Here is an 18,188-nt window from a genome sequence, read left to right on the forward strand (position 1 = left end):
ACCCGCGACACCCGCGACGAGGTGGCCGGCCATGAGTGATCCGCGCCCGCAGGCGCCGGCCCGTGCCGTCGCCACCGCCATCGTCGCCGAGGACGAGTCGCTGCTGCGGCAGTCGTTGGTCGAACAGCTGCTCAGGGCCTGGCCGGAGCTGGAGATCGTCGCCGAGTGCGAGGACGGCGCCAGCGCGCTGGACGCGATCGCCGAGCTGCGACCGTCGGTCGCCTTCCTCGACATCCGCATGCCCGGGCTGACCGGGCTGGACGTCGCCGCCGCCGCCGCCGAGGCCAGCCCGGACACGCGCATCGTCTTCATCACCGCCTACGACCAGTACGCGGTCGACGCCTTCGAGCACGGCGCGATCGACTACCTGCTCAAGCCGGTCGACCTGGAGCGGCTGGACGCGACCGTGCGCCGCCTGCAGAGCCAGTCCGGGGTCGGGCTCGATGCCGCCCTGATCGAGGCGCTGGCCGCGCGCATGCGCGGCGCCGCGTTCGGGCCGGCCGAGCCGCTGACCTGGATCACCGCCAGCGCCGGCCGCGAGACCCGGCTGATCCTGGTCGACGACGTCGCCTACTTCCGCGCCGACCACAAGTACACCGTGGTGGTCACCGCCGAGGGCGAGGCGCTGATCCGCAAGCCGATCCGCGACCTGCTGGAGGTGCTCGATCCGACCGTGTTCAAGCAGGTCCACCGCTCGACCATCGTCAACCTGCGCGCGGTCGCCGCGATCGTCCGCGACGACAGCGGCCGCGGCACCCTGCGCCTGCGCAACCGCGAGGAAACCCTCGCGGTCAGCGCGCCCTACATGACCCTGTTCAAGCACATGTGACCGCGGCCGTCCGCGGAGGAAGGATTCGACCATGCTGTTGCGCGCCATCATCGCGATCGTCCTCGCCGCCATGGCTGCCGCCTGCAGCGGCGTCCCGGGCACCACCGTCGTGCTGCGCGAGGGCAGCGACGGCCATACCGGCTTCCACAGCCGGACCCGGGCGTTGCCCGGTCATGCGCGCTTCGAATGCCTGGCCAGCGACAGCGGTCGATGCCACTACGCGGTGTTCGGCGGCGTCTGCGCCGGCCTGTCCGCGGCATTGGGCGACGGACGGGTGCGTTGCGCCGAGGATGTCGCGCCGCGCCTGCAGTTCGATCTCAAGGTCGGCGAGCACCGCAGCGTCGGCGGCCTGCCGCTGGGCTTCCGCCACTGCGCCAGCGGTCGCCGCGGGCCGGTCACCGCCGCCTGCCTGCGATACGGGCAGGGTCGGTCGCCGTCGGCCTGAACCGCGCGGCGGAACACCGGCCCGGGAGAGCGCCGGGCGCGAGCCACGCCCGCACCGGACGTGCTTCTCTGGGAGCTTCCCCGACCTGTCCGCGCTGCTGGGAGTCACGGCCGGGGAGGTGGCGGCCTCAATCCCCGGTGCTGGCGGCCTGCACCCGCGCGGCGCGGATCGCGCCCCGGCCTTCGCGCGCGACCATCTCGCGTGCCTGCTCGCGGTCGGCGGCGTCGACCGCGGTCACCATCACTCCGGCCTCGCGCAGCGCGGCGGCGACCGCCTCTGCCCGGGCCGAGGCCAGTGCGTCGTCGCCGCCGGCGTAACCGGTCACCTCGACCGACGCCAGCTGCCAGCGCTCCAGCGCCCAGGCGATGTCCCGCACCGTGGCGGACGCGTCCGCGTCGAGGCTGGCGCTGTCGTCGCCGAAGCCGATCAGCGGCAACGGCTGCAGCGCCGGCACCACCCGCACCTGCGGGCGGCGGTTGCCGTCGCGCAGCGCGGTTTCGAGACGATGCGCGGCGCGCAGGTCCAGGCCGGCCTCCGGACGCAGTTGCCACGACGCCTCGCCGCCGCCCTGCAGCACCTCGAAGCGGCCGAAATGGCCGAGCGCCTGTTCGCGCAGCGCATCGAGTGCGCGTTCGCTGGCGGTGCGCGCCTCCTGGTCGACGCGCGCGGCCGACTGCAGCCGCTGCACGCTGTCGCGCAGCTGCGCCAGCGAGGCGGAGGCCTGTTCGCGGGCCTGGGCATCGACGTCGGCGGTCACCACCTCGCGCAGTTCGACCACCACCGGCTGTCCGGTCGCCGCCTCCAGCGTGCGTTCGATCTGGTCGGCCAGCTGCGGTCGGTAGGCCGGGGTCATCATCACCGCATCGATCAGCAGGGTGCGCTTGTCGCGATCCACCCGCAGCGTGGTGATGCGGCCGCCGACATCGCGGGCGGCCTCGTCGAGGGTGGTGCGCACGGTGCGGTCGACCACGCCGCGCGCGGCGATGTTGCGCAGCGCCAGGCCCAGCGGGATCGACAACAGCACGAAGGTGCCGACGATCAGGGTCGCCTGCCAGGCGGTCTGCTTGGGCGAGTCGGTCGCGCCGAAGCCGTACCAGCGCGCCATGATCGTCACCGACAGCGCAATCGCCAGCAGGTTGGTCATGAACAGGAACGCGGCGCCGCCGGCGATGGTGCCGCTGCCGACCGCGACGCCGAAACCGACCACCGCCAGCGGCGGCATCAACGCGGTCGCGATGGCGACGCCGACGATGGTCTCGCCCTTGCGGGTGATCGTCGCGTAGGCGCCGGCCAGGCCCGAGAACACCGCCACCAGCAGGTCGAACAGGGTCGGCTCGGTGCGGGCGAGGATCTCGGCGGTCGGCTCGCGCAACGGCGAGGCCATCACGATCACGGTGGCGGTCAGCAGTGATACCGCGACCCCGATCGCGATCGCCTTCAATGCCGAACGCAGCGCGCGAAAGTCGAAGGTCGCCAGCGACATGCCCATCGACACGATCGGCCCCATCAGCGGCGAGATCAGCATCGCGCCGATGATCACCGCGGCCGAGCCCTGCAGCAGGCCGAGGGTGGCGATGCCGCAGGACATCACCGTCATGAACACGTAGCGCGGCGCCATCGCGCCGGCTTCGCAGACGTGATCGACCACCGCGTGGCGGTCGACATTCAGGTGGCGGGCGCGCCAGCGGCGCAGCCAGCGCCAGCGCACGTGGAGATTGGGCAGGGTCGGCAAGCGGGTGGTCCGGACGGGAAGCTGTGCGGAGCTTACCCGGTCCCGCTGCAATACCGGGTGTGCGGCGATCGTGGTGCTGTCGCGGTCGGGACGGGCTCCCGACCGCGGGTTCCGGTCCGCTTCAGACGTCGCCGTCGTCCAGCCAGCCCTCGCCGCTGCCGCGGTTGTAGACGCTGTCGGTGTCGAGCACGTCGCCGGCCGGGACCGAGTCCAGCTGCGCCAGCCTGGCGTAGATCGGGGTGAAGTCCGGACGCGTGGCTTCCATCAGCTGTTCATAGCTGTCGATCACGAAGTAGGTCTTCTGGAAGGTGTCGATGCGGTAGCGGGTGCGCATGATCCGCTCCAGGTCGAAGCCGATCCGGTTCGGCGCATCGCTTTCCAGGCAATGGATCGACTCGCCCTTGGACGAGACGATCCCGCTGCCGTAGATGCGCAGCCCGTCCTTCTGCCGGATCAGGCCGAACTCCACGGTGTACCAGTACAGCCGGGTCAGGTTGACCAGCGCTTCGGGACCGATGCCGTGCGCCTTGACCCCGCCGCGGCCGTAGGCCTGCATGTAATCGGCGAACACCGGGTTCATCAGCAGCGGCACGTGGCCGAACAGGTCGTGGAACAGGTCCGGCTCGCTGAGGTAGTCCAGCTGCTCGGGCTTGCGGATCCACCAGGTCACCGGGAAGCGGCGGTTGGCGAGGTGGTCGAAGAAATCCAGCTCCGGCAGCAGGCCCTCGACGCCGATCAGCTCCCAGCCGGTGGCCTTGCGCAGCACCGGATTGAGGTCGTCGAACTTCGGGATCCGGTCGGGGCTCATGCCCATCGCCTGCTGGCAGGACAGGAACTCGTCGCTGGCGCGGCCGACCAGGACTTCGCGCTGGCGTTCGAACAGCGTCGCCCAGACCTCGTGGTCGGTGGCGCTGTAGTCGGCCCACGGCTGCTCGACCACCGAGGTGGTGTACACCGGCACGTACCCCTTGTCGGTCAGCTGGTGCTCGACGCGCTTGGGGGTGGCATTCATGGCGGTGTCCTTGGGGCTCCTGGGGCGATCTCCCAACGTAGCGCAGGATGCGCGCAATGGGCTTGCAAAGTTGCACGGTATGCCGGATATCAAGCAATAATATTGCGCACAACATGAATAGGACGCATGTCATGAGCGCCACCGAGCTCGATCGCACCGATCTGTTGATCCTGGCCGAACTGCAGCGCAGCGGCCGCCAGAGCAATGCCGAGCTGGCCGAGCGGGTACATCTGTCGCCTTCGGCCTGCCTGCGCCGGGTCCAGCGGCTGGAACGCGAGGCGGTGATCGCGGGCTACCGCGCCGAGGTCGATCCCGAGCGGCTGGGCCTGGGCCTGCAGGCCTTCGTCCGCGTGCAACTGTCCGACCACGGCAGCGAGGCGATCGAGGCGTTCAGCCGCTTCGTCAACGGCTGGGACGAGGTGATCGCCTGCCATGCGCTGACCGGCGACATGGACTATCTGTTGCACATCGCGGTGCGCGATCTCGACCACTTCTCGCGCTTCCTGCTCGACCGCCTGCTGAACCAGTCCGGCGTCGCCGACGTCAATTCCAGCTTCGTGCTGCGCACGGTCAAGGCGTTCCGCGGCATGCCGCTGCCGCGTCAGGGCGGCGGTTGAGCGGGCGATGGCCGCCGATGCGGTCGTCGGTGCCGTGCATGCGCTGACGTATGGCTGCGCTGCGGGCTTGCGCGACGCAGCATTCGGATCGACAGCGTGCGCATGAACCGTTCGATCCGATAGGGAAACTCGATTCGCATGCGGGCTGCGACACGTTTCGCGACACGTCTGCGCGCAAAGAGACAAACAAGATTGACATCGCTCGTCACATCGGGTTGCCTGCAAGTAGGCGCTGGATGTGCTTTGTGGCGCCGACGAGGGGGTGGCGTCGCCAGGGCGGGCATGGCCAGGTCGGGTTGCGTCAAACAGGGGGACCCCGATTCTCAACGATTCGGGAGATCAACAGATGAGACAGCAATACCGACTGCTGGGCCTGTGCGCGGCCCTGGTCCTTGGAACGTCCGCCTGCACCGTTGACGGAAACGCCAAGTACACCGGGGGCGGCACGCTCAACTCGGCGGGGGGCACCGGCAAGGCGGTGATCACCATCAATGCCGATACCTGCGGCGGCAACGAGAACGCCAAGGGACGGGTCAAGTACGCCGACCGTACCGCGATCGACTTCGAGGCGGTGGGCGGCGTGGCGGCAACCGCGACGATCGCCAAGGCCGGCGTCTGCGGCATGGGCGATTCCGGCTCGCTGGACCCGGACGAGTCCGAATGCATCTGCGAGGGCTGGCCGGCCGCGGTCGGCACCTATGTGTCGACCAACCCGGCGGCACCGGGCGAGGGCGTGTTCCGCGCCTGCTTCCTGTCGACGCGGGAGAACGATGTCGGGGGTGTGGATCCCAACGTGGTCCTGGTGAACGACATCTCGTTCGTGGGCGGGCCGTACGACGGCTACTTCAACCACGGAACGATGAGCGGAAACATCAAGACGCATGCCTGCGAGGCGCCGGCCGAAGGCTGAGCACGATCGCGACGGACCACGCATACACGAGGAATCCACATGAACATGAAGAACACCCTGCTCGCCACCGCGCTCGGTGCGGGCCTGGCGATGATCGCCGCGCCGGCGTCGGCGGCCGACACCCAGCGCTACCTGGTCAACCTGGCGCCGGGCAGCGACGCCGCCGCGGTGACCGCGGTCCTGCAGTCGCACGGCGTCGATGTCGTGCGCAGCTTCGAGGATGCCAACGGCGCGACCCTGGCGGTCAATGTCGACATGGCCAACCTGCCCGACCTGGTCGCGCTGCGCGCCCAGCTGCCGCAGGTGACCGGCTACGGCATCGACGTCGCCCGCCGCACGATGGCGATCCCGACCCCGATCGAGGATGTCGTCGTCGACGGCGAGACCGTGCCCTGGGGCATCCAGGCGGTCGACTCGCTCGGCGTGCCCTACGGCGGCGGCCGCAAGGTCTGCATCATCGACACCGGCTACGACCTCGGTCATCCCGACCTGCAGACCACCCGGGTCGACGGCGAGGACGAGGGCGCCGGCCCCTGGGACAACAGCGACGGCGGCGGCCTCCACTACCACGGCACCCATGTCGCCGGCACCATCGCGGCGCTGGGCGACAACGGCCAGGGCGTGATCGGCGTGGTGCCCGGCGGCGACCTCGACCTGCACATCGTGCGCCTGTTCGACTCCGGCGGCGGCTTCGTCTACGCCTCCGATCTGGCCGGTGCGATGGAGGACTGCGCGGCGGCCGGCTCCAACGTGATCAGCATGAGCCTGGGCGGCGACTACTCCAGCCGACTGGAGGAGCGCGTCGCCGAACGCCTCAACAAGAAGGGCGTGCTGCTGGTCGCCGCGTCCGGCAACGGCGGTTCGATCGGCGGACTGGAGCCCAAGGGCGACTACGCCACGTTCTCCTACCCGGCGTCCTACGACGCGGTGATGTCGGTTGCCGCCTACGACAACAATCTGGAAAAGGCGTACTTCTCGCAGTACACCAGCCAGGTCGAGATCGCCGGTCCCGGCGTCGACGTGTTGTCGACCGTGCTCGACGGCGCCTACGGCACGGCCTCGGGCACCTCGATGGCGACCCCGCACGTGTCCGGCGTCGCCGCGCTGGTGTGGAGCAACCACAAGGAGTGCAGCAACCACCAGATCCGCAACGCGTTGCGGGAGTCCGCCTACGACCTGGAGGCGCCCGGCTACGACTACTACAGCGGCTGGGGCCTGGTGCAGGCGCAGGCGGCGATGGACTACCTCGCCGTCAATCCCTGCAAGGGCAAGAAGACCGGCGCCGGCAATCACTGACCGGTCGCACGGGCCCCGGCGGCGTTGACGCGCGCCGGGGTAGGATCGGCGGTGTCGGCAGCGTGCCGGCACCGTCGATCGATCCCTGCCGATCCGGCAGGTCAGGAGGACAGATGAGGCTCCGGATCCACAACCGCCCGCGCGCGCTGCGCGCCATCGTCGGCGTCCTGGCGGCCGTGCCGCTGGCGATCCTCGCCGCCTGCGCGGCCCCGCAGAGCGGCCAGGACGGCGCACAGCCGCAAGAGCAGGCGCAGGCAGAGTCGGAGTCGCCGCCGATGGTCGGTGGCGACCGCGATGCCCACGGCTGCATCGGCTCGGCCGGCTACCAGTGGTGCGAAAGCCGCAACGAATGTGTGCGGCCGTGGGAGCTGGCCGCCAGCGAAGGCTTCGAGGACAGCGCCGAGGCCTTCGACAGTCATTGCTCGGCGGCGAGCGCGGGGGACGCGCCGGAGGGGTGAGTCCGCCACCTTGTGCCCGCAAAGGTGCGTAGAGGGTGCGCGGTCCGTACAGCGGGAAGCCACCCTTGCGCCCACGCGTCTGCAATTGCCATATCGCTAGCCACGCTGGCATGCGGGCGGAAGACCGCATCCAGTCGAATGGTGGCCGGCTTTGTCGAGCGGACGTGGGACGATCGAAAGACTCAACGTCACACGGCTCTGGGGTGCCGGCGAGACCAAAGCTCGCGTTGCCATGACGATTGATGCCAAGGCATCCTGCTCTGGACTCGATGTGGCCAGAGTCGCCATGGATCTGAAGGCGCCTAAAGAGCCTGCAATTGGATTCGATACGGTAAGCGGGGGTTCAAGGATGGCAGAGCACGAGACGGACGCAGCGGCGCGGCGACTCACTACCGCTGTCCTGGTGCTTCTGATCGCGGTTGTGGCCTGCAAGCCGACGGCGCAGGCAGCTTCCGACGATGTGCCTTCACCGGAGGCGGTCACGAATGAGCTGGAACGTGATCGTGGCCATCGGCGCGATGATCCTTCGCACAGTGCCGGAGGCGTGGCTGAGACCGCCTATGACGAAGAACGTCGGTTCCGTAGCCGGTCGCCCAAAGGGCTTAGTGAATCGTACTTTTCGTGCCTGAAGCGGACGAACTATCGTGCCGTGGAAAGTGCGAGCTGTGTTTCCAGCGAGATCGAGCGACAGGATGCGCGCTTGAACCGACTGTATGGAGAGCTCATGGAGGCACTGGGCGAGGACGGAAAGGACGATCTCAGGCAATCTCAAAGAGCTTGGATCAAGCTCGCATCCAGCGATATGGAGTTGGAGAGCCATATCTACGGCAACGAGATAGTCGAAAACGCACAAAAGCACGAGAACAGGCTGTTCAGGATCTGCGAACGGGCCAACCTGTTGGAGAAGTACCTCGACACCGTAGAGCTGTAGCAATGTCGCCATGGAGGGAGCCGCGATGAACCAAGGGGTCGATCTGAACGATGCTGATTCAGTGGTGGGCGCGGTCTACTTCGTGGTGGGAAGAGGTACCGAGGGCGGTGCGGCTTCGTACCGCTTGTCGATTGCCGGCGTTACCAACAGCACTTGGGGCATGGTGGACGCGGTTGCTTCCAACAGCGGATACACCATCGGCGCCATCCAGGTGGATCTTGGCCAGCGTGGGACGTGGCCATTGGGGGAGACCGGGGACCGTGCGCTGGAAGAAGGTGAGATCAGTTATGTCGATGCCATCATTGAGCAGGCGTCCGGCTATGCCGAGCGGAACGGACTGCAATTCACCGACGACCTGACCCGGCTTCGATCCGATCTACTCAGTCATGGAGATGGTGGACTGAGGCCAAACGGCACGAGAAGGGAAGAAGTCAGCTTCATCGATACCGCGACCAGAGACAGCATCAACGCATGGGCCGGTTCGGATGAAGGCAAGAACTGGATACATCGGAACATCGATATCGCCCAGGTACGGAACATCAGCACTGCCGCGACCACCATGGTCGAGGACTTCGGGCAGAACATTCCCGAGGACAGGAAGTTCGAAGTGATATCGATGATCGCCAAGACGGCGAACCAGATGCCGGCACGGCTGGATCGATTCGAGACGGCGTTGAAGGATGGCGGCGACTACGATGCCGTGATGGCCGTCGGAGAGAGGCTGGATTCGAACATCAGCTACTACGACGGACTGAAGGCGGCGGCGATCGCTCGCCGCTATCAGGCCGAGTACGCCGACCCGCTGAAGCAGGCGGCAATGGATCGAGCGCATGCCAAGGTCAGCGCCGAGGACTACGATCCGGCGACGGAGGCGGGCGATCTGGACATCCAGCAGTCCCTGCACGCGGTTGGACTGCGTTCGCGGCACCTCAGCCACTCCGAGCAGGTGACCCTGCAGCTGCAGGAGAATCTGAACACCCTTGGGTTCACCGATGCCCGAGGCCGAGCACTGGTGGTGGATGGCGACTTCGGGCCGGCCACCCGCCATGCGATCGAGGCGTTCCAGTCCGACCGTGGAATCGAAGTCGACGGCAGGCTCACACCCGGGATCGTCGAAGCGATACAGGATCGGGTGAACGAGCTCGATCCGCAGCAGGCCTTCGACCGGGCCTTGCAAGGCATCCCCGCTGTGGATTCGAGCCTGTCGGGGCGGAGCGACGCGGGCGCGGCCGTGCAGGCATTGCGGGCGGGCCTATCGCAGCCGGAAGGTCGGCAGCTGCAGCTCTGCGGTCCGGAACCGGTGTTCGATGACCCACGGATGCAACGGCTGGCGGCGGCGCTGTTGGCCGACGATGACGCCGCCGTATCGCGGATCTGCGCCGAGATCGAGCGTTCGCCGGAGGTCGAGGCCATGGTTCGACAGGGACACGAGACCCTGGCCGAGCAGGAGCGCCAGCAACAGGATGCGGCCCGTCAGAACGAAGCTCAATCGCAAAACCTGGTCCATCACTGAGCCACGGAGGCCCCATGTCCAGCGCAGCCCCGACCCGGGACGTCTTCCAGCTTCTATCTGCGCTGGTCGCCAAGATCGAGCAGCGTGAGGCGCGGATGCAAGCCGTGTTCGATCAGCGGTTGCAGGGGCTGCAGGACGAGGTCGGTCGTTTGCAGCAGCGCGTCAACGGCATCGTCGACGGCGCCCAGGCGCGGATCACCGAAGAGGCGCGCGAGGCGCTCAGGCCGGTCGCCGCCGAGTACGGTCATGCCGTTTCGGCAGTCTCCGGGCAGTTGAAGGGCGCCGGCAGGATGGTCTGGTCGTGGTTCGCCGTTGCCGGAGCGACCCTGCTGGTGGCCGCGCTGGCCGGATGGGCTGTGCTGGGCTACTACCAGCGCGAGTTGACACAGGCTCGCGATGAACTCGAGCGCTACGAGAATGCGGTACCCGTCGTTCGGGCCTTCTACAACTCCGATGCGGTGCTGTGCGAGGAGCGGCTGTGCGTCAACGTCGACAGCAAGAGCCCGGCGCGGGGTGAGCGCGGGCGGTATCGACCGGTCCTGCCGCGCAGCGCGCAGGAGGCGGCGGCGCGCTGATCCGGGTGCGCGACCTCAATTGCTCGTCGAGGCCGCGGCGGCTTCGCAGTCGGGATCGCGGCCGAGCAGGCGGGCGATGCGCCCCGGCTCCTGTTGCAGGCAGGCCAGGCGGGCGGCCTCGCGCTGTTCGCGCTGGTGACGGCTGCGGTGTTCGCTGGCGCGGGCGACCGAGGCTTCGGCCAGCTTGGCGCGGATCGCCGGCAGTGCCGCCAGCGCGGCGCGCTCGCCGGCCAGGATCGCCGCGCTGCGCTGCTCGAAATCGGCCGGCCCGATGTCGCCGACCTCGGGCCGGATCACCACGTCGGCGCGCGCCAGCTCCTCGGCACCGGCGCGCTGGCCCATGATCGCGATCGACTGGTTGACGATGCCGAGCATGTCGCTGGGCGCGGTGCCGCGGGCCTTGTTGGAGATGTCCACCGCGATCACGAAGTCGGCGCCGAGTTCGCGCGCGGCATCGACCGGCACCGGGCTGACCACGCCGCCGTCGACATAGTGCTTGCCGGCGATCGTGACCGGCTCGAACACACCGGGAATGCTGCTGGATGCGCGCACCGCCTGGCCGGTGTTGCCGCGCACGAACACCGTGCGCTTGCCGGTCTCCAGCTGGGTCGAGACCGCCGCGAACGGGCGCGCGAGCCGGTCGATCGGGGTGGCGTCGACCTGGCCGTTGACGTAGTCCTGCAGCGCCTGGCCCTGGACCAGGCCGCCGGAGAACAGGCGCACGTCGCGGATGCTGGACTCGTCCAGCGCGACCGCCTTGCGCTGCATCTCGAACGGATCCATGCCGCTGGCGTACAGGGCTCCGACCACGCTGCCGGCGCTGGTGCCGGCGACGGTGTCGACGCGGATGCCGTTGGCCTCCAGCATCTTGATCACGCCGATGTGGGCGAAGCCCTTGGCCGCGCCACCGCCCAGCGCCAGGCCGACCTTCAGCTCAGGCGGTGGCGGAACCGGCGCCAGCGTGGACGCGTCCGGACGGGTCGGATTGCCGCCGCAGGCGGCCAGCAGGACGGTCGCGGCGGCCAGCAGCGCGGTTCGACGAAGCGGACGGGGGATGTGGGATCGCATGCGGGGGCCATCGACAGGCAGTGACGCCGCAGCATAGCCGGGCCGGTGGCGACAAAATCGACTGGCGGCCAAACGGGGCGCCGGGCAGCGCACCGGCGGAGCGCTCGCATCGCGCCGGGCAAGGCGCCCTCTCCCCCAATCGGGACCGGGGGAGAGGGTTGGGGTGAGGGGGCAAGGCCGTTGACGCGGAGGGCCTCGCCCGGCACGCCCTAGAAGTTGTTGTCGCCGTCCAGCAAGCGGCCGAAGCCGCCGAGCACCGAGCCCTCGCCGCGGTTCTGGCCGCCGGCCTGCGGCGCAGCCGCCAGCATGCGGCCGGCCATCCGCGAGAACGGCAGCGATTGCAGCCAGACCTTGCCAGGCCCTTTCAGCCGCGCGAGGAACACGCCCTCGCCGCCGAACAGCATGCTCTTGATGCCGCCGACCTTGGTGATGTCCATCTGCACGCTGTGGTGATAGGCGACCACGCAGCCGGTGTCGACGTCGAGGTGCTCGCCGGCGGCGAGTTCGCGCTCGACGATGGTGCCGCCGGCATGCACGAACACCCAGCCGTCGCCCTCCAGCTTCTGCATGATGAAGCCTTCGCCGCCGAACAGGCCGGTCAGGATCCGCCGCTGCAGGTGGATGCCGATTGAGACCCCGCGCGCGCCGGCCAGGAAGCTGTCCTTCTGGCAGATCAGCCGGCCGCCGTGCTCGTCGAGCTTCATCGCCAGCACCGTGCCCGGATACGGCGCGGCGAAGGCGACGTGGGCCTTGCCGTGGCCGGTGTGGGTGAAGGTGGTGGTGAACAGGCTCTCGCCGGTGACCACGCGCTTGCCGGCCGCCAGCAGCTTGTCGAACACGCCGCCGCCCTGACCGCTGTGCGAGCCGTCGCCGAACACCGTGTCCATCTGCACCGTCGCGGCCTTGTACATCAGCGCGCCGGCCTCGGCGACCGCGGTCTCGCCCGGATCGAGCTCGATCTCGACGAACTGCATGTCGGTGCCGACGATCCGGTAGTCGATGTCGTCGCTGCGGCCCTTGGACGACGGCGCCGGCGGCGGCATGTGCGCGGGCAGCGCGCCGCTCGCATCGGCGAACTCCGGCAGCGAACGCGCCGCCTGCCAGCCGGACAGACCCTCGCGCCAGCACTGCGCGGCGGGATTCTGGCGGACATAGGCCTTCGCGGCATCGGTATCGAGCGGACCCACGCGCTCGCCGCCGGGAGGAACGAAATACCACTGGCTCATCGGGCAATCCTTTGGTTGGTGTGTCACATCGAAGCGCCAGAGTGTAGCGGGCGCGCGGAAATGGACATCGGCCGGAGGTCATCCACGCGACGCGGGGCGCGGCAAAGCGCTTTGATTGTAAGGGGGCTTTCTGCACCGTAGCGACCCAACTATTTGCATTGAGCCATGCAACATGGCTCACCGCCCAAGAGTGCACGTGGATGGTGTCTAGAACTTCGGTCGCGGTGCGGTCAAGAATAAGGTCCGTATCAGTTTGTCGTGATATGGCATGCGATCATATCGACCGCTCGCCGCAAGCATGTCGTCACGCTTGCTTCGACGTCGCGCCAGCTGGTAAGAAGACAGTCCAAGTCCTGAAGTGATATCAGGCACGGCTGGGTCGAATTCAAGGAATGTCTCCGCCAACCAGGGGACAACCGTATAAGGGCAGGAGACAGTACTTCATGAGTGGGACCGTGATCGCGCGCGCAGCGGCAAGGGCTGTGTACTCCGGGTGCTATCCAAAGCGTTTCGACCTCAGAACCGCTCTCGTATCCGCCATCGGGCTTGGCCTTGTTCTGACCGTTGCCAATGTCAGCGCGCAAAGCGGCATTGACCCTGGCGACTCGGGAGGCACAAGTTCCCAGACAGGTATTTCGCCGTCCGACGAATACCGCAAGCGCATCGAGGCGGCCCAGTCGATCGCGCCGATGGATCACGGCTTGTTCGGCGAGAACGTGAGTCTCTACAACGGCGCCACCGAGTTCGTGGTGACCGACATCGACGTGCCCGGCAACGACGCACTCCCGGTGAAGCTGTCGCGTCGGCACTCGGTGGAGCTGCAACCCCAGGGGACGCATACCTACGACATACGCCTGGGCGGTCTCGGAAACTGGGATATCGATGTGCCGCACATGGCGGCTACCTATGCGCAGGCCAATGGTTGGCCTGATCAGCGATGCTCGCTGGGCAGCGTTCCGCCAATCAATCAGGGGCCATTCGACAGGACTGAAGTCTGGCAGGGCATTTCCATCCATGTCCCGGGGCGCGGGAACACCAGCGCGCTGGGAATCCAGACCCAGACGCCCAAGCCTTCGAGTGGTCAGTATCGCCTGGCTACCAAGGAGCGTGATGTCATCGACTGCATAGCGATGAAGAGCGGTCTCTCGGGCGAAGGCTTCCGGATGACGACGACTTCCGGAATAAAGTACTACTTTGACGTCGGTGTCACCCGTACAGCCGCGCCCCTGCAGCGATCGATTCCCGACAGCAATGGCTCGCCGCAGGTCTGGCTACGCTACCGAGATCGGTACTACCTCCTGGCCAGCAAGATCGAGGACCGATTCGGAAACACCGTACAGTTCCAATACAACGCATCCGGATACCCCACCCGCATATGGTCCAGCGATGGTCGAGAGATCCTCTTGACCTACAGCGGCGGGCGGCTGGTCAGCGCCACCAGCCATGGCCGAACCTGGCAGTACCAGTACAACTCGAATGCCGGCCAGTACCAGCTTCAGACCGTGACTCGGCCCGATGCAAGCGTGTGGGGATACACATATTCCAGCAACCTCAAGCCCTACGCTTCGGGCTACGACGGCTTACCGCCCCTTCCCTATTGCCAGAGCGCGTCGCCGCTGTCGGAGGAGGCCTACACACTGACGGCCACGCACCCGGGCGGGGCCAGTGGCACCTTCACGTTCTCCAATCGTCGTCACTATCGGAGCGGCGTCCATGCCACCGAGTGTGCGCTGAACAGCTACTCCCATCCGGAGAATCCGTCGTTCCTGCTGCTTGTTCCGAACTACTTCGATGTGATGGGCCTGGATTCCAAGAGCATCTCGGGACCGGGCATCAGTCAGGTGATGAGCTGGTCGTACGACTACGGGTCGACCTTCGAGTCCCTGTGGGGCAGTCGTACGGAACCGGCCAGCTATCCCTGCACGGCCTGTACCGCCACCAAGGCGGTGACGGTGACGAATCCGGATGCCAGCAAACAGAGATATACCTTCGGCATGCGGTACAGGGACAACGACGGACGTCAGTTAGCGGTCGAGACTCTGACGACGAACGACACCGTGTTGCGAAGCGAAAGCACTCAGTACATGGCGGACTCCGCCGTTCCCCAGCAGCCCTTCCACGGGCTGTATGGGACGGTTCTGGGCGGTTCTGCGGATCCTGCCTCGGCCTATGTGCGTCCGGTCGTGGCAACCTCTATCGTGCAGGACGGGGTAACCTTCAATCGGACACATAATACGTTCGACCTATATGCCCGGCCGCTGAGTGTCACTCGCTCCAATACTCAGGGCTACTCGCGTACAGATGTCAGCGCCTACTACGACGAAACTGCGCTGTGGGTGCTGGGCCAGGTCAAGAAGACAACTTGTACGGCCTCGACACCAGCGGATTCGGCCTGTGATGGTGGTACTGACTCCGTGGAGTCGCAGACCGACTACGGTTGGAAAGCGATGCCATGGAAGACCTACAGCTTTGGCAAGCTTCAACAGACACTCGCCTATCATACGACGGTATCGCCGGGCACCATTTCCTCTATCACCGACGGACGAGGGAACACGACCCTGCTGGCGGGTTGGAAGCGAGGCATTCCGCAGAGCATCATTTATGCCGATCAAACCGTGCAGTCGGCAATCGTAGAGGACGACGCAACGATCGCTTCGGTCACCGACGAGAACGGCTACAAGACCTGCTATGCCTATGACACCATGGGACGCCTCAAGAAGGTGACGTATCCATCGGAGTCCTCGGCGGGAGTATGCGATACCAGCACATGGAGTCCGATCACCCAGAGCTTTTCCCCGGTAGCTGCGAGCGAGTACGGCATTCCGGCGGGTCACTGGCGGCAGGATGTCGTCAACGGAAACGCCCGCAAGAAGACCTATTTCGACGCGCTGTGGCGCCCGTTGCTGGTGCGCGAGTACGACGCCGGAAACGTGACCGCCACCCAGCGCTTCACCCGTTTCGCCTACGACCATGAGGGGCGGACGACCTTCGCCTCGTACCCGAGCACCGCCAGCAGCCCTGTCACCGGCACCCATACAACCTATGACGTGTTGGGTCGGACACGGGTGGTCGAGCAGGACTCCGAGCTCGGCGCCCGATTGCGCACTACGACCAACTACCTCACCAACACCAGCGGCCACTACTCGCTGATCACCGATCCCAAGGACAACCAGACCCGCACCTGGTACCAGGCGTTCGACCAGCCCAACTACGAAGCTCCGGTCGAGATTCGGCACCCGGAGGGTGCGGTTACCCATATCAGTCGCGATGTGTTCGGCAAGCCGACGAAGATCCGGCGCAGCAACAGCATTGATCCCGATGGCGGAAGCATGGCCATCGATCGTACCTACACCTACAACTCGCGCCAGGAGTTGTGCCGGATCAATGAGCCGGAGACCGGCGAAACTTTCATGGGCTACGACGCGGCTGGCAACCTGGCCTGGTCGGCGTCGGGCTACCGCTCGGTCGCAGCGGCATGTGTGAATGCCGACGCCGTGGCGGCACGACGCGCCGATCGCAACTACGATCAGCGCAACCGGATCATTTCGTTGAGCTTCCCGGACGGCCGCGGCGACACCACCCATACCTACTGGCCCGATGGGTTGCCGCATACCGTCACCGCCAACAATGGCGACGGTAACGTCATCACCACCAGTTATGGCTACAACCGGCGTCGTCTGCCGGTCCGTGAGCGGATGCAGTGGAACAACATCGACTGGTCGATCAGCAGCTACTACAACTCCAGCGGCCATCTGTCGTCGCAGACAGTTCCCGGATCGCTGGAGATCGACTACGCGCCCAACGCACTGGGCCAACCGACCAAGGCGGGCCCCTATGCAAGCAATGCCAGCTACTACCCGAACGGTGCGATCAAGCAGTTCACCTATGCCAACGGAATCGTCCATACGCTGAGCCAGAATGCACGGGGCCTGCCGGAGACCAGCACCGATGCCTACGGCGCCACCAAGTTCCTGGCCGACAGCTACGACTATGACGCCAACGGCAATGTCGCAGCGATCACCGACGGCGCGACCGGCACCAACCAGCGCGGCAACCGCGATATGGTTTATGACGGCCTGGATCGCCTGACCGGCACGACCTCGCCGATGTTCGGCACCGCAACCTATGCCTACGACGTGCTGGACAATCTGACCCGGGTCAAGCTCAGTGGCGGCACCGCGATACGTGACCATCATTACTGCTACGACAGCAGCTGGCACCTGACCAACATCAAGGCCGGCAGCTGCAGCGGAAGCACGGTGATCGGCCTGGGCTACGACCCGCAGGGCAATCTGAGCAACAAGAGCGGCACCACGTTCGAGTACGACTACGGCAATCGCCTGCGCACCAGCAGCGCCGGAAATACCAGCTACGTGTACGACGGTTTCGGCCGTCGGGTCCGCGACTACACCGGCGGCAGCAAGTACAGCCTGTACAGCCAGAGCGGGCAGCTGGTGTACGCGAACGACCTGCGCAAGCGCAGGCAGCACTGGTACATCTATCTGGGCGGCAGCCTGGTCGCCGAGCGCGAGCGCAATCCCGACGACGGCTCGGTGCGCAACCTGTACCAGCACACTGACGCCCTAGGCAGCCCGGCGGTGGTGACCGATGCCAGCCGTGTCGTGGTCGAGCGCAGCGAGTACGAGCCCTACGGCAAGGTGCTGAATCGTCCGCTCAAGGACGGCCCCGGCTATACCGGACACGTCGAAGATACTGCGACTGGCCTGATCTACGCCCAGCAGCGCTATTACGACGACGATATCGGGCGGTTCCTGTCGGTTGATCCGGTGACGCCGTACGACGATCCGGTGGGGCAGTTCAATCGGTATCGGTATGGAAACAATAATCCGTACAGATATACGGATCCGGATGGGCGTCTAGATTGGGAGATGCTCGCAGATTCATTTAAGGGCGAAGTTGCATTCACATTGGGATTGCAGGCTAAAGTAAAGGTCGGTCCTGCAAAGCTTAGTGCTGGGTTAGGTGAGGCCTCATATGGTGCAGGGGCAACTCTTGTAGATGTATACGGTTTTGCTGAGACATCTGGGCCATCGTTAGCAATTGAAGCTGGAAAGGTGGGCGTTGGCTATCGCGGGTCTGTTGAGCGATCTGAGATTGGACGAGGAAACATGCCTTATAGGGAGCTTCAGTCCGAGGGTGGGTGGATGTTCGGGTTCAAGGACATGCAAGCTGATGTTGATCTTGACAACTCCTCAGAGATCGGTGCCTCGGTTAGCGCTTTTGTTGTTAGGGCATCTGTTGGAGTCGATATTGGAAAGGCTACCGAGGCGATATTCTCAGAGTCGAAGGCAAGCAATGGGTCGAATTTTAGTGGGCCGTCTGTTGTAGAGGTAAGTGGAAGAATAGATTCGGCAAGGCTTGAAAAAGAGGATGGTAGGTAATGCCTCTTGAAGGTAGGGTGCTCCGCCGGACAGTTGCAGAAAACATTGCGTTAAATCATCCATTGATGCTGATGCTTGCTTGGATAGTGTTTGTCTCTGGGTTTTGTGGTCTGCTTGTTTCATATGGAGCGAGTGTTTTGTATCCTCGCGCACCAGCACTATTGGAATATGGAG

General features: G+C 66.0%; 14 protein-coding genes. 10 read left to right on the plus strand and 4 right to left on the minus strand.

The features are described from left to right. Positions 1 to 31 precede the first annotated feature (31 nt). Positions 32 to 829 carry a LytR/AlgR family response regulator transcription factor gene (locus tag FKV24_RS03840; RefSeq protein ID WP_141481382.1) on the plus strand — a complete coding sequence of 266 codons (798 nt, stop codon included), beginning with the start codon at positions 32 to 34 and terminating at the stop codon, positions 827 to 829. Positions 830 to 860: 31 nt separating this feature from the next. Further along, positions 861 to 1,274: a hypothetical protein gene (locus FKV24_RS03845; RefSeq protein ID WP_141481384.1), complete on the plus strand. Its 414-nt coding sequence runs from the start codon at positions 861 to 863 to the stop codon at positions 1,272 to 1,274. A gap of 127 nt (positions 1,275 to 1,401) precedes the next feature. On the opposite strand, the gene FKV24_RS03850 is transcribed toward FKV24_RS03845, so the two are convergent. Further along, the gene (locus FKV24_RS03850) at positions 1,402 to 3,006 is read right to left on the minus strand and encodes a DUF389 domain-containing protein (RefSeq protein WP_141481385.1); all 1,605 of its coding nucleotides are present in this window, start codon (positions 3,004 to 3,006) and stop codon (positions 1,402 to 1,404) included. A 121-nt stretch (positions 3,007 to 3,127) separates the two neighbouring features. Beyond that, the gene (gene phhA, locus FKV24_RS03855) at positions 3,128 to 4,018 is read right to left on the minus strand and encodes a phenylalanine 4-monooxygenase (RefSeq protein WP_111264939.1); all 891 of its coding nucleotides are present in this window, start codon (positions 4,016 to 4,018) and stop codon (positions 3,128 to 3,130) included. A 131-nt stretch (positions 4,019 to 4,149) separates the two neighbouring features. On the opposite strand from phhA, the gene FKV24_RS03860 reads away from it, so the two are divergent. From FKV24_RS03860 to FKV24_RS03890, 7 genes are all read left to right on the plus strand, one after another. Continuing rightward, a complete protein-coding gene (locus tag FKV24_RS03860; RefSeq protein WP_141481387.1) occupies positions 4,150 to 4,635 on the plus strand; it encodes an Lrp/AsnC family transcriptional regulator in 486 nt (161 codons plus the stop codon). Between the two features lie 346 nt (positions 4,636 to 4,981). Then, positions 4,982 to 5,545 (plus strand): hypothetical protein, encoded by a 564-nt coding sequence (locus FKV24_RS03865; RefSeq protein ID WP_111264941.1) that lies wholly within the window; start codon positions 4,982 to 4,984, stop codon positions 5,543 to 5,545. A gap of 39 nt (positions 5,546 to 5,584) precedes the next feature. Beyond that, complete coding sequence (locus tag FKV24_RS03870; RefSeq protein WP_211371773.1) at positions 5,585 to 6,841, plus strand: S8 family peptidase; 1,257 nt, start codon at positions 5,585 to 5,587, stop codon at positions 6,839 to 6,841. A gap of 113 nt (positions 6,842 to 6,954) precedes the next feature. Next, positions 6,955 to 7,299 carry a hypothetical protein gene (locus FKV24_RS03875; protein ID WP_223250211.1) on the plus strand — a complete coding sequence of 115 codons (345 nt, stop codon included), beginning with the start codon at positions 6,955 to 6,957 and terminating at the stop codon, positions 7,297 to 7,299. 232 nt (positions 7,300 to 7,531) lie between these two features. After that, the gene (locus FKV24_RS03880; RefSeq protein ID WP_141481389.1) at positions 7,532 to 8,230 is read left to right on the plus strand and encodes a lysozyme inhibitor LprI family protein; all 699 of its coding nucleotides are present in this window, start codon (positions 7,532 to 7,534) and stop codon (positions 8,228 to 8,230) included. A gap of 25 nt (positions 8,231 to 8,255) precedes the next feature. After that, on the plus strand, positions 8,256 to 9,743 hold the full coding sequence (locus FKV24_RS03885; RefSeq protein WP_170288201.1) for a peptidoglycan-binding protein: 1,488 nt from the start codon (positions 8,256 to 8,258) through the stop codon (positions 9,741 to 9,743). Positions 9,744 to 9,757: 14 nt separating this feature from the next. Then, positions 9,758 to 10,318, plus strand: coding sequence for a hypothetical protein (locus tag FKV24_RS03890; protein WP_141481392.1), 561 nt, complete (start codon positions 9,758 to 9,760; stop codon positions 10,316 to 10,318). A 15-nt stretch (positions 10,319 to 10,333) separates the two neighbouring features. On the opposite strand, the gene FKV24_RS03895 is transcribed toward FKV24_RS03890, so the two are convergent. Continuing rightward, the gene (locus FKV24_RS03895; protein ID WP_141481394.1) at positions 10,334 to 11,386 is read right to left on the minus strand and encodes a patatin-like phospholipase family protein; all 1,053 of its coding nucleotides are present in this window, start codon (positions 11,384 to 11,386) and stop codon (positions 10,334 to 10,336) included. Positions 11,387 to 11,595: 209 nt separating this feature from the next. Continuing rightward, complete coding sequence (locus tag FKV24_RS03900; RefSeq protein ID WP_111264946.1) at positions 11,596 to 12,612, minus strand: TIGR00266 family protein; 1,017 nt, start codon at positions 12,610 to 12,612, stop codon at positions 11,596 to 11,598. 443 nt (positions 12,613 to 13,055) lie between these two features. Here FKV24_RS03900 and FKV24_RS19735 point away from each other — a divergent pair, with 443 nt between their 5' ends. Continuing rightward, on the plus strand, positions 13,056 to 18,014 hold the full coding sequence (locus FKV24_RS19735) for an RHS repeat domain-containing protein (protein WP_249040906.1): 4,959 nt from the start codon (positions 13,056 to 13,058) through the stop codon (positions 18,012 to 18,014). The last annotated feature ends 174 nt before the right edge of the window (positions 18,015 to 18,188 follow it).

The organism is Marilutibacter maris (assembly GCF_006546735.2).
Classification (GTDB): domain Bacteria; phylum Pseudomonadota; class Gammaproteobacteria; order Xanthomonadales; family Xanthomonadaceae; genus Marilutibacter; species Marilutibacter maris.